This window comes from Comamonas sp. AG1104, assembly GCF_003350425.1.
Classification (GTDB): domain Bacteria; phylum Pseudomonadota; class Gammaproteobacteria; order Burkholderiales; family Burkholderiaceae_C; genus Comamonas; species Comamonas testosteroni.
On sequence record NZ_QQAS01000002.1, the window covers coordinates 462,113 to 474,087 of the forward strand.

General features: G+C 60.4%; 10 protein-coding genes. 8 read left to right on the forward strand and 2 right to left on the reverse strand.

Annotated elements, in window-relative coordinates:
* Positions 1 to 2: 2 nt before the first annotated feature.
* A complete protein-coding gene (gene lolA, locus DFO48_RS06770; RefSeq protein ID WP_114862926.1) occupies positions 3 to 638 on the forward strand; it encodes an outer membrane lipoprotein chaperone LolA in 636 nt (211 codons plus the stop codon).
* 123 nt (positions 639 to 761) lie between these two features.
* Here the strand turns inward: lolA and brnQ are convergent, their stop codons facing one another.
* On the reverse strand, positions 762 to 2,090 hold the full coding sequence (gene brnQ, locus DFO48_RS06775) for a branched-chain amino acid transport system II carrier protein (protein ID WP_114862927.1): 1,329 nt from the start codon (positions 2,088 to 2,090) through the stop codon (positions 762 to 764).
* A 399-nt stretch (positions 2,091 to 2,489) separates the two neighbouring features.
* On the opposite strand from brnQ, the gene DFO48_RS06780 reads away from it, so the two are divergent.
* From DFO48_RS06780 to DFO48_RS06810, 7 genes are all read left to right on the forward strand, one after another.
* Complete coding sequence (locus DFO48_RS06780; RefSeq protein ID WP_114862928.1) at positions 2,490 to 3,830, forward strand: replication-associated recombination protein A; 1,341 nt, start codon at positions 2,490 to 2,492, stop codon at positions 3,828 to 3,830.
* A gap of 350 nt (positions 3,831 to 4,180) precedes the next feature.
* Positions 4,181 to 5,110: a branched-chain amino acid ABC transporter permease gene (locus DFO48_RS06785; protein ID WP_003067858.1), complete on the forward strand. Its 930-nt coding sequence runs from the start codon at positions 4,181 to 4,183 to the stop codon at positions 5,108 to 5,110.
* Between the two features lie 9 nt (positions 5,111 to 5,119).
* A complete protein-coding gene (locus tag DFO48_RS06790; protein WP_003076803.1) occupies positions 5,120 to 6,199 on the forward strand; it encodes an ABC transporter ATP-binding protein in 1,080 nt (359 codons plus the stop codon).
* Positions 6,200 to 6,229: 30 nt separating this feature from the next.
* Positions 6,230 to 7,012 carry an ABC transporter ATP-binding protein gene (locus tag DFO48_RS06795; protein WP_003076802.1) on the forward strand — a complete coding sequence of 261 codons (783 nt, stop codon included), beginning with the start codon at positions 6,230 to 6,232 and terminating at the stop codon, positions 7,010 to 7,012.
* 2 nt (positions 7,013 to 7,014) lie between these two features.
* On the forward strand, positions 7,015 to 7,773 hold the full coding sequence (locus tag DFO48_RS06800) for an ABC transporter ATP-binding protein (protein ID WP_114862929.1): 759 nt from the start codon (positions 7,015 to 7,017) through the stop codon (positions 7,771 to 7,773).
* 501 nt (positions 7,774 to 8,274) lie between these two features.
* Entirely contained in the window at positions 8,275 to 8,922 is a 648-nt protein-coding gene (locus DFO48_RS06805) for a DUF47 domain-containing protein (RefSeq protein ID WP_003058214.1), read from the forward strand.
* Between the two features lie 19 nt (positions 8,923 to 8,941).
* Entirely contained in the window at positions 8,942 to 9,952 is a 1,011-nt protein-coding gene (locus tag DFO48_RS06810) for an inorganic phosphate transporter (protein ID WP_087084894.1), read from the forward strand.
* A gap of 105 nt (positions 9,953 to 10,057) precedes the next feature.
* Here the strand turns inward: DFO48_RS06810 and DFO48_RS06815 are convergent, their stop codons facing one another.
* The gene (locus tag DFO48_RS06815; RefSeq protein ID WP_114862930.1) at positions 10,058 to 11,839 is read right to left on the reverse strand and encodes a bifunctional diguanylate cyclase/phosphodiesterase; all 1,782 of its coding nucleotides are present in this window, start codon (positions 11,837 to 11,839) and stop codon (positions 10,058 to 10,060) included.
* Positions 11,840 to 11,975: the final 136 nt, after the last annotated feature.

The window sequence follows — 11,975 nt, forward strand, 5'->3', positions numbered from 1 at the left end:
TCATGAAACGTCTTTTGACTGCAATTTTGATAGCTGGCAGCGCAGGTGCTGCAATGGCCGATGGCCTGAAAAGCCTTGAGTCCTTCATGAAGAACGCTCAGGCGGGCAAGGCCGACTTCACCCAGTCCGTGACTTCGCCGCCCAAGTCCGGGCAGGAGGCGCGCACCAAGGTCTCCAGCGGCAGCTTCGAGTTCCAGCGGCCCGGCAAGTTCCGCTTCAACTACACCAAGCCTTTCGAGCAGCTCATCGTGGCTGACGGCAAGACGTTGTGGCTGTACGACGCCGATCTGAATCAGGTGACGGAGCGCGCCCAGGCCCAGGTGCTGGGCAGCACACCGGCGGCCATCCTGACATCGGCCACAGACCTCAAGGCCTTGAAGGCGGATTTCGAGTTGGGCAACCAGCCTGACGCAGACGGTCTGGAATGGGTGCTGGCCAGCCCCAGGCAGAAAGGCGGTCAGCTCAAGAGCGTGCGCATAGGCTTCACACCCGAGGGCAAGCTGGCGGCGCTGGATATCGAGGACAGCTTTGGCCAGCGTTCGCTGATGCAGTTCAAGGGCCTGCAAACCCAGGCTTCGCTGCCGGCATCAACCTTCCACTTCAAGGTGCCCAAGGGGGCCGATGTGCTCAAGCAGTAAAGATCGCGGCATGCATCAGCAAAAAGGCCTGCGGATTGTGTCCGCAGGCCTTTTTTATGCAGGAGTCGGGTTTAAGCCCCTGTGAGCAGAGCGCAGCCAGTTGCGCTTTGGCAGGCGCTGTGATCAGGCGCGTGTGGCGTTTGCGGCACTTTGCTTGTTGCCGATGGCGAAGTCCAGCAGGCCTGCAATCACCAGCACGCAGACTACCGGGGTGACCCAGCCCATGCCCAGGGCGGCGCCGGGCAGCATGTCCAGCCAGGCGGGCACCAGGAAGTCGAGCTTGGCCGCCTTGGCGGCGTCAAACAGGCCGAAGACCAGGGAGGTGCTCATCACGGGGATGTAGACGCGCGCCGGCTGATTCCAGCGGTGCAGCAGGCTCAGGGCGATCAGGGCGATGGCCACGGGGTACAGCCCCACGAGCACTGGCACGGCGACGGCAATCAGCTGCGCCAGGCCCTGGTTGGCAACGGCTGCACTGAAGACCGACAGGCCGATGACCATGGTGCGGTAGGAGATGCCGGTCAGCTCGCTGAAGAAGCTGCTGCAGGCCGTGATCAGGCCTACGCCGGTAGTCAGGCAGGCCAGCATGATGACGGTGGCCAGCAGCCACAGGCCTGCGGGGCCGAAGGTCTGCTGTACAAAGGCTGTGAGAATCTGCACGCCGGTGGAGGCGTTGGCAGCCAGCTGGCTGTTGGTGGCGCCCAGATACATCAGCGAGACATAGACCAGACCCAGGCAGGTCGCAGCAATGATGCCGGCATAGATGCAGTAGCGGGTGTGAAGCTTGCTGTCGCTCACTCCAGCCGCCTTGATCGCGTTGACGATGACGATGCCGAAGATCAGCGAGGCCAGGGCGTCCATGGTCTGATAGCCCTGCAAAAAGCCTTCGGAGAAGGCTGCCGCCTGCGAGGCATAGGCCTCGGTGCTGAGACTGTAGCCATCCACAGGAGCCAGCACGGCGGAGCCGCCGAGCACGGCAAGAGCCAGAATCAGCACGGGCGTGATGATCTTGCCCACGTTGTCCATGAGCTTGCCGGGGAAGAGCGACAGCAGCGCCACCGCCACAAAGTAAGCGATGGTGAAGGCCAGCAGCATCGCTGGTGTGTTGCCGACAAAGGGCGCCAGTCCCATCTCGAAGGATACGGTGGCCGTGCGCGGCGTTGCAAACAGAGGGCCGATGGTCAGATAGATGGCCACGGCCAGCACCAGGCCGGCAATGCGGCCTATGGGGCTGGTCAAAGTGTCCAGACCGCCACCCACGCGTGCGAGAGCGACTACGCCGAGAAGGGGCAGACCGACACCCGTCAGCAGAAAGCCGATTGAGGCGCCGAACAGGTTTTCACCAGCAGCCAGGCCCACCATGGGAGGGAAGATGATGTTGCCGGCCCCGAGGAACAGGGCGAAGGTCATGAAACCGAGGGCAAAAATGTCCCAGGTCTTGAGTTTTTTCATACGCTTAGGCTCAGGCGTGCAGCGCTGGCACGTCTTGGAGCAATGTGGAACCAAGGAAAGTTGCGGATGCTTTCGATTGATTTCTGGCTGATGGCGGTAGCCCTATCAGGCACAGGCATTGCGCGGCGCAGATGAGGCGGCCAGCAATGAATCTAAGCGTGCTGCCGGGCCTGGCTGGCCTGGTTTTTGGCAGGCCGGATGGGGGCAGTGCCTCCATGGGGCGAGGGGTGGCCTCGTTAATGGAGAGATTTAATCCGTTAAAACGCTATTTTCTCTTATGAAAAATTCTGATAAAGATGCAGGGGTTAAGGTGGATAAGTATTGCCTGCCTTCGGTGTGCAAGCAGCCCCAACCCATTTGAATGCGCAACTGCCCGGAGCATTGGATACTTGAGGGGTCATGGTCACGCACATCAACTCCCATTCCCCAGCCGTTCCCCATCAGCCCCTGGCCGAGCGCCTGCGGCCGCACACTCTGGCCGAAGTCATCGGCCAGCAGCATGTACTGGGAGAGGGCATGCCGCTGCGCCTGGCCTTTGAGTCGGGTCGCCCGCATAGCTGCATACTCTGGGGCCCGCCGGGGGTTGGAAAGACCACGATTGCGCGCCTGATGGCCGATGCCTTTGATGCGCAGTTCATCTCCATCAGCGCCGTGCTGGGCGGCGTCAAGGACATCCGCGAGGCCGTGGAACAGGCGCAAGCGGCGCGAAGCGGACTGTTGCAGCAGCGCACCATTGTGTTTGTGGACGAGGTGCATCGCTTCAACAAAAGCCAGCAAGACGCCTTTTTGCCCCACGTGGAAAGCGGGTTGTTCACCTTCATAGGCGCGACGACGGAGAACCCGTCGTTCGAGGTCAACTCGGCCCTGCTTTCGCGAGCGGCCGTCTATGTGCTGCAAAGCCTGACGACCGACGATTTAGGGCAGATTGTGGCTAGAGCACAGGCCATCAAAGCGATTCCAGCTATTGAAGATGAAGCGCTGGATCGCTTGATTGCCTACGCTGACGGCGATGCGCGCCGCTTGCTGAATACGCTGGAGACCCTGTCCATCACGGCCGAGCAGGCCGGAGTGGAAAGCATTACCGATGGCTGGCTGCTCAAGGTACTGGGCGAGCGCATGCGCCGCTATGACAAAGGGGGCGAGCAGTTCTACGACACCATCAGCGCACTGCATAAGTCCGTGCGCGGCTCGGACCCCGATGCGGCGCTTTACTGGTTTTGCCGCATGCTGGATGGCGGGGCCGATCCGCGCTATCTGGCGCGTCGCATCGTGCGCATGGCCTGGGAAGACATAGGACTTGCCGACCCGCGTGCCATGCAGATGTGCAACGATGCCGCTGCGACCTATGAACGCCTGGGCAGCCCCGAGGGCGAGCTGGCGCTGGCCCAGGCCGTGATCTACCTGGCCGTGGCGCCCAAGAGCAATGCCGGCTACATGGCCTACAACAAGGCCAAGGCCTTTGTGAAGGGCGACACGACAAGGCCTGTGCCGCTGCATCTGCGCAATGCACCCACCAAGCTGATGAAGCAACTGGACTATGGGCGGGACTACCGTTATGCCCACAGCGAGGAGGGCGGCTTTGCGGCGGGCGAGCGCTATCTGCCTGACGGAATGGAAGACCCCGGCTTCTACCAACCCGTGGCGCGCGGGCTGGAAATCAAGATCGGCCAGAAGCTGGCCGAGCTCAAGGCGCTCAACGACGCTGCTCGTGCGGCAGATGACGAGCCGGCAGGCTTGTAAAGAGCGAGTTGCCCAGGTGTTGCACAACTGGCACTAGTTGAATGCTGCATTTTTTGCGGTGTTTTCAGGGTTTTTCGCTAGATTGAGTATCAGCCCATGACTAAGTGCCTGTATTTATTGGGCTTGCGCTGTCGATGAAATTATTGCGCTGCAGCATTTTGGGCCTGCGCACGGGAAACCCCGGCCCTGAGTCCTGAAAACAGCTCCCTAGAATCGATTCACTCTTTTGCGACAAGCGGCCCACAAAGCGGCGGACTGCAGAAGGGGAACCATGGCATCGCTGGCTCCGTCGTTCGGGATGAGAGGCTCGCAGTGTCTCCGTCTTGGATCGAGGGAAGGGGAGCGCGCTTATGGATATCTTGCTGCAGCAGATCATCAATGGTCTGGTGTTAGGCAGCATGTACGCCTTGATAGCCCTGGGCTACACCATGGTGTACGGCATCATTCAGCTGATCAACTTCGCGCATGGCGAGGTGCTGATGGTGGGGGCTTTGACCAGCTGGAGCTGCATCGGTCTGATGCAGGAGGCCATGCCTTATCTGCCGGGCTGGCTCATGCTTTTGATTGCCGCCATCATCGCCTGCGTGGTGGCCGCATCGCTGAACTTCGTGATCGAGAAGGTGGCCTACCGGCCGCTGCGCAACAGCCCGCGTCTGGCACCGCTGATCACGGCCATCGGCGTTTCCATCCTGCTGCAGACCCTGGCCATGATCATCTGGAAGCCCAATTACAAGGCTTATCCCACGTTGCTGTCGTCCACGCCCTATGAAATCGGCACGGCTGTGATCACACCGACACAGATTCTGGTGCTGGTGGTCACGGCGATTGCGCTGGCCACGCTGATGTATCTGGTCAACTACACCAGACTGGGGCGCGCCATGCGGGCCACGGCCGAGAACCCGCGTGTGGCGGCTCTGATGGGCGTCAAGCCCGATATGGTGATTTCCGCCACCTTCATCATCGGTGCCGTGCTGGCGGCGATTGCCGGCATCATGTACGCCTCCAACTACGGAACGGCTCATCACACCATGGGCTTTCTGCCGGGTCTCAAGGCCTTTACAGCGGCCGTGTTCGGCGGCATCGGCAATCTGGCCGGGGCCGTGGTGGGGGGGCTGCTGCTGGGGTTGATCGAGTCCATAGGCTCGGGCTATATCGGTGACCTGACGGGGGGCGTGCTGGGCAGCCAGTACACCGACATCTTTGCCTTCATCGTGCTCATCATCATCCTGACTCTGCGCCCTTCGGGCCTGCTGGGTGAGCGTGTGGCGGACCGTGCCTGAGGAGTGCCCATGAAGAACAACAAGACACTCCACTGGATTGTGGGCGGCATAGGCCTGCTGGTGCTCCCGCTGATCCTGCAGTATTTCGGCAACGCCTGGGTGCGCATCGCCGATCTGGCACTGCTCTATGTGATGCTGGCGCTGGGTCTGAACATTGTGGTGGGCTACGCCGGCCTGCTGGATCTGGGCTATGTGGCCTTCTATGCCGTGGGCGCGTATATGTTTGCGCTCATGGCATCGCCGCATCTGGCCGAGACCTTCGAAGGTTTTGTGGCCATGTTTCCCAACGGACTGCACACCTCGATCTGGCTGGTGATTCCGCTGGGCATGCTGATAGCGGCTTGTGCGGGAGTGCTGCTTGGGCTTCCCGTACTGCGGCTGCGCGGGGACTATCTGGCCATCGTGACGCTGGGCTTCGGCGAGATCATCCGCATCTTCCTGAACAATCTGGATCAGCCCGTCAACATCACCAACGGCCCCAAAGGCATTGGCCAGATCGACTCGGTCAAGATCTTCGGCTTCGATCTGGCCAAGCGGCATGAAATCTTCGGCTACGACATATCCTCCGTCACGCTGTACTACTACCTGTTCCTGGTGCTGGTGCTGTTCACGATATTGATCTGCTACCGCCTGCAGGACTCGCGCATAGGCCGTGCCTGGATGGCGATACGGGAAGACGAAATCGCCGCCAAGGCCATGGGCATCAATGTGCGCAATATGAAGCTGCTGGCCTTTGGCATGGGGGCATCGTTTGGCGGTGTGGCCGGCTCCATGTTCGGCGCCTTTCAGGGCTTCGTCTCGCCAGAGTCGTTCAGCCTGATGGAGTCCGTCATGATCGTGGCCATGGTGGTGCTGGGCGGTCTGGGTCATATTCCCGGCGTGATTCTGGGGGCGGTGCTGCTGTCCGCTTTGCCCGAGGCGCTGCGCTATGTGGCTGGCCCGCTGCAGGAGATGACGGGGGGGCGGCTGGATGCCTCCATCCTGCGCCAGTTGCTGATTGCGCTGGCCATGATCGTCATCATGCTGATGCGTCCGCGCGGCCTGTGGCCCACGCCAGAGCATGCCAAAAGCCTGGACCATCCGTCCTGATGACAGCGAAGACAAGGAATGTGAATTGATATGGCAGAGAGCACGACTTCCACGGTCCTCCACGTCTCGGACATCTCCAAGCGCTTTGGCGGTTTGCAGGCACTGTCCGGTGTGAGCATGAAGATTGATAGAGGCCAGGTCTATGGCCTGATCGGCCCGAATGGCGCAGGCAAGACGACTTTCTTCAATGTGATTACCGGCCTCTATACGCCCGATACCGGCAAGTTCGAGCTGGCCGGAAAGCCCTATGAGCCGACGGCGGTGCACAAGGTGGCCAGGGCCGGCATTGCACGGACCTTCCAGAACATCCGCCTGTTTGCCGAGATGACGGCACTGGAAAACGTCATGGTCGGGCGCCATGTGCGCACGCATTCCGGCCTGCTCGGAGCGGTGTTTCGCACCAAGGGCTTCAAGGCCGAGGAAGCCGCGATCCGCGCCCGCTCGCGCGAGCTGCTCGACTATGTCGGCATCGGCAAATATGCGGACTTCAAGGCGCGCACCCTGTCCTATGGCGACCAGCGTCGCCTGGAGATTGCTCGAGCATTGGCGACGGACCCGCAGCTGATTGCGCTGGATGAGCCGGCTGCCGGCATGAACGCGACCGAGAAGCTGCAGTTGCGTGAGCTGATCGACCGCATTCGCAACGACCACCGCACCATCTTGCTCATCGAGCACGATGTGAAGCTGGTCATGGGTCTGTGCGACCGCGTGACGGTGCTGGACTATGGCAAGCCGATTGCCGAAGGCACGCCTGCCGAAGTGCAGAAGAATGAAAAAGTGATTGAAGCCTATCTGGGCACGGGAGGCCATTGAAGATGCAGGATCAAGTGCTGGAACAGGCGCAGGCCTCCAAGTCCACGGCCCCGGTGTTGCTGCAGGTCAAGGGCCTGAAGGTGGGCTATGGCGGCATTCAGGCTGTCAAGGGCGTGGACTTTCAGGTGCATCAGGGCGAGCTGGTGTCGCTGATCGGCTCCAACGGCGCGGGCAAAACCACGACCATGAAGGCTGTCACGCGAGGGTTGCCGATTGCCGATGGCGAAATTCTCTACCTGGGCAAGAGCATCAAGGACAAGGGCGCCTGGGATCTGGTGGCCGAAGGCCTGGTCATGGTGCCCGAGGGGCGCGGCGTGTTCGCCCGCATGACGATTACCGAAAATCTGCTCATGGGTGCCTACACGCGCAAGGACAAGGCCGGCATCCAGGCGGATATCGAGCGCATGTTCGGCATCTTTCCGCGTTTGAAGGAGCGCAAGGATCAGCTGGCGGGCACCATGTCCGGGGGCGAGCAGCAGATGCTGGCCATGGCCCGCGCGCTCATGAGTCAGCCCAAGGTGCTGCTGCTGGACGAGCCGTCCATGGGTTTGTCGCCCATCATGGTGGACAAGATCTTCGAGGTGGTCAGCGATGTCTATGCGCTGGGCGTGACCATGGTGCTGGTGGAGCAGAACGCCAGTCGCGCGCTGGCGCTGGCCGATCGGGGTTATGTCATGGAGTCCGGCATCATCACCATGACGGGGCCGGGCCAGACCTTGCTGAGTGATCCGCGCGTGCGTGCGGCCTACCTGGGAGAGTAAGTCTCGACGAGACGGTTGGCGCTTTCGATCGTGGTGCGCTATCCCGCCGTGACGCTCTCCTGCAGTCAAGGGTGAACCCTAATTCCCCTTAAATTCAAGAAAATGACAAAAAAATGACGTTTTTCACGGTTCTTTGATTGTTTTATTCATTTCTTTTTAGTTCCTTTTAATTCTTTTTTGTCATTGAATAGAATTTGCTTATTACAAAAAGAAGTATTTGGAACGCTTTCGCGTGGCTCAGTGACATGCTCAAGGAGTCGGCGCTTTGGGCGGGTGGATTGCTGCTCTTCGGTGTTGTCTGGAGGAATCACAGGCTTTGTGACAGTGCCTAGCATGGCGAAGAGCTTGTATTTTATTTTTCGTGGTGCCAGAAGGGGTGTCTTGAAGACGCGCTGAAACGCACAATGACTCAAGAGTAAACTCCGCCCCGTTTAAGCCGGGAACCATGCACTTTTTTTTGCAGTGAGTCGCCTGGTTTCTTTTCCCCGGTAAGGAGCATTCATGCTGTTTGGCAAGCTATTGCCGCGCGAAGGCAATTTTTTCGAGATGTTCAATCAACATGCGGACCGCATCGTTGAAGCAGCTCATGCCTTCTCGCAACTCGTTGCAAATTACAACGATCCCCATCTGCGCGAAAAATACAACGCCGATGTGGACAACGCCGAGCGCGCAGCCGACCGTGTGACCCATGACGTCACCAAGCTGCTGCACAAGACCTTCATCACGCCCCTGGATCGCGAACATATCCATTCGCTGATCAACACCATGGACGACGTGGCCGACCTGATTCAGGACTCGGCCGAGACCATGGCCCTGTATGACGTGCGTCACATGACAGACGAAATCACTCGTCTGACCGATCTGTGCGTGCGCTGCTGCGAACGTGTGCGTGATGCCGTCAAGCTGCTGGACCGTCTCTCGGACCCCACGATCGTGGATGCCGCCAGCAAGACCTGCGACGAGATCGACCGCCTGGAAGGCGATGCCGACCGCGTGATGCGTGCGGCCATGAGCAAGCTGTTCCGTGAAGAGCCCGATGTGCGTGAAGTGATCAAGCTCAAGGCGATCTATGAGCTGCTGGAAACCATCACGGACCGCTGCGAAGACGTGGCGAACCTGATCGAGGGCATCGTCCTCGAGAATTCCTGATTCTCGCTGGAGCCCGATCATGGAGCCAGTACAGGCAGCCCTCTGGGTTGTGATTTTGCTGGTGGTGCTCGCCTTGCTGTTCGATTTCATGAACGGCTTTCACGACGCTGCCAATTCGATTGCCACCGTGGTTTCCACGGGGGTTCTCAAGCCTACTCAGGCCGTGGCATTTGCCGCGTTCTTCAACGTTGTTGCGGTTTTCGTCTTCCACCTCAGTGTGGCGGCAACCGTGGGCAAGGGTATTGTTCAGCCGGGCATCGTTGACACGCATGTCGTGTTCGGCGCTCTGGTGGGTGCCATCACCTGGAACGTCATCACCTGGGTCTACGGCATTCCCAGCAGTTCCTCGCATGCCCTGATTGGCGGCATCGTGGGTGCGGTGATTGCCAAGGCCGGCGCGGGCGCGCTGATCGCCAGCGGCATCTGGAAGACCGTTGCCTTCATCTTCGTCTCTCCCGTGCTGGGCTTTCTGCTGGGCTCGCTGATGATGGTGCTGGTGGCCTGGATTTTCCGCCGCGCCAGCCCCAATCGCGTGGACAAGTGGTTCCGCCGTCTGCAACTGGTGTCTGCCGGTGCCTACAGCCTGGGTCACGGTGGTAACGATGCGCAAAAGACCATCGGCATCATCTGGCTGCTGCTGATTGCCACGGGCTATGCCAATGCCGGTGATGCCGAGCCTCCCCTGTGGACCATCGTGAGCTGCTATCTGGCCATCGGCCTGGGCACCATGTTTGGCGGCTGGCGCATCGTCAAGACCATGGGTCAGAAGATCACCAAGCTCAAGCCCGTCGGAGGTTTCTGCGCCGAATCCGGTGGTGCTCTGACATTGTTCTTTGCCACCTTCCTGGGAGTTCCCGTCTCGACCACGCACACCATTACCGGTGCCATCGTGGGCGTGGGTTCCACGCAGCGCGCGAGTGCCGTGCGCTGGGGCGTGGCAGGCAATATCGTCTGGGCATGGATTCTGACGATCCCCGCCAGCGCCTTTGTGGCATCCATTGCCTACTGGGTCAGCCTGCAACTGTATTGAGCTTGCGTACTCCTTGATTGATAGCTGTTGACGCTTGTCGATCAGGGGGTGAACGGAAAAAGGGCTTCGCTTAGCGAAGCCCTTTTTTATGGCTGAAACACGGTGTCAAGCTGCAGCTTCCTGCAGACTGGATATGGCCTGCCGCTGCAGCAGCGATCTGAGTTGGCCGACCGGTGCCGGGGGACTGAGCAGATAGCCCATGAAATGTTCGCAGCCATATTGCGCCAGCAGGGCACGCTGCTCCAGGGTCTCCACCCCGGCGCCGACTATCGTCATCCGATGGCGGGCGGCCAGAGCGATGGCCGCCTGCACGGCGGCCTCGGCGGCATTGTTGGGGCCCAGGCGTTGCACCAGAGAATGCGAGAGCTTGAGCTGGTTCAGGGGGAGCTGCTGCAGTGCTTCCAGCATATTGGAGCCGCCACCAAAATCGTCGAGTGACAGCCGTACTCCCATGGTGCGCAGGCGGGTGAGTGTGGGCACTATATCCGCGTACGAAGGACTCAGGGCTTGGGTGGAAAGCTCCAGCAGCAGCAAGGCTGGGTCGACCCCTGTCTGGCTGATGATGCCCTGCACCTGCTCGGCCAGATCGGCTTGCCTGAGCTGCCTGGCGCTGATGTTGACGCAGATGGGCAGCCTGCCCAATTGCTGCTCGGCTTTCCATCGGGCCAATTGCTCGCAGGCGGCTTGAATGCTCCAGCGGCCCAGCGGAACGATGATGTCGGTCTCCTCTGCCACCGAAAGGAAGATGCTCGGTGGTACGAGTCCGCGTCTGGGATGGCGCCAGCGCAGCAGGGCCTCCAAGCCGTTGACGTCGCCGCTGGCGGAATATTGCGCCTGGTAATGCAGCTCGAACTGGCCGAGGCGCAGGGCTTCGCGCAGCTCTTGCTCCATGCAGTGGCGATCATCGGCCAGGATGCGCTGTTCGGGGCTGAAGAAGTGCAGGCCGCGGGCTTCCTCGTCGCGCAGACGGTACATGGCGCTCTCTGCCTGCTGCAGCAACTCGGTGGCGGAGCGGGAGTGGGGGCCGAACAAAGTGGCGCCGATATTGGCCTCCAGCATCGCGCGTTTGTTGCCGAGTTGGTAGCTGCCGTTCAGGCTTTCCTGCAGACGCTCTCCCAAGCGCTCCACCAGCACCGTGGTCACTTCGATATCCGGGGATAGATCCGAAACCATGATGACGAAATGCTTGGCATCGAGTCTGGCCACGGTATCGCAAGAGCGTACGCAGGCTAGCAGGCGCTGTGCGATGTTCTGTGCCAGGCCGGGCGGGCTCTCGCCTGTGCCGGCGGACGAGCCCGCCACCGGCCCCATGTCTATGGTCAGCAAGGCCCCGCGCCAGCCCGTGCGCTCGGACTGAATCATGGCCTGGGACAGTCTGTCCAGCAGCAGGCGCCGGTTGGGCAGATTGGTCAGCACATCGAAGAAGGAAAGGCTTTCTGCCTCGTTGCCATGAGGCAGCAGTTCCTTGCAGGCCAGCACGGTGTAATTGGCCGATAGGGCGTGAGCTGACAGATTGAGCTTGCGTCCATCGGGCAACTGAAACTGGGCATTGACCTGCTGGCGCGCAATCAGGGCTTGATGACTCCCAGCGATATGGCTCAGAGCCGGTGCAGCGCTTGCCGGAGCTGCGGTTGCGGCAGCTTGCAAAGCGGCTTGCAGAGGTATGCCGACCTTGAGGGTGGCGGCCAGCCAGGGAAATAGCTGCAGGTAACCATCATTCCAGCGCTGGGCCCGGTTCTGGGCATCCAGCAGCACATAGCCGCTGCTGGTCTGTTCGAGAATGCGGAAAAGCTGTTCTCCGTACACGCCCACCAGACTGGTGGCAGCTGGAAAGGAGTTTTGCCCATGCACTTCGGATCTGGCAGACTTTTCGTTGGTTGCAGACATAAGACCTCTTCGGACTGGTGCAGCAAAGCCGTCGTAGTGCGAAAACTGCTTGGATGCAGCCTTTGCAAGATGTTCGTCAGTTGGGCATTGTGAGTTCTGTGGAATCGGCAGGCTGCGCTTTGCGTCCAGCAGCTGA

Bases quoted from the DNA above. Each gene is read 5' to 3' on its own strand.
- DFO48_RS06810 (WP_087084894.1), top strand. From the start codon at position 8,942: ATGGAGCCAGTACAGGCAGCCCTCTGGGTTGTGATTTTGCTGGTGGTG.
- DFO48_RS06795 (WP_003076802.1), top strand. From the start codon at position 6,230: ATGGCAGAGAGCACGACTTCCACGGTCCTCCACGTCTCGGACATCTCC.
- brnQ (WP_114862927.1), bottom strand. From the start codon at position 2,090: ATGAAAAAACTCAAGACCTGGGACATTTTTGCCCTCGGTTTCATGACC.
- lolA (WP_114862926.1), top strand. From the start codon at position 3: ATGAAACGTCTTTTGACTGCAATTTTGATAGCTGGCAGCGCAGGTGCT.
- DFO48_RS06805 (WP_003058214.1), top strand. From the start codon at position 8,275: ATGCTGTTTGGCAAGCTATTGCCGCGCGAAGGCAATTTTTTCGAGATG.
- DFO48_RS06790 (WP_003076803.1), top strand. From the start codon at position 5,120: ATGAAGAACAACAAGACACTCCACTGGATTGTGGGCGGCATAGGCCTG.
- DFO48_RS06780 (WP_114862928.1), top strand. From the start codon at position 2,490: ATGGTCACGCACATCAACTCCCATTCCCCAGCCGTTCCCCATCAGCCC.
- DFO48_RS06785 (WP_003067858.1), top strand. From the start codon at position 4,181: ATGGATATCTTGCTGCAGCAGATCATCAATGGTCTGGTGTTAGGCAGC.
- DFO48_RS06800 (WP_114862929.1), top strand. From the start codon at position 7,015: ATGCAGGATCAAGTGCTGGAACAGGCGCAGGCCTCCAAGTCCACGGCC.
- DFO48_RS06815 (WP_114862930.1), bottom strand. From the start codon at position 11,839: ATGTCTGCAACCAACGAAAAGTCTGCCAGATCCGAAGTGCATGGGCAA.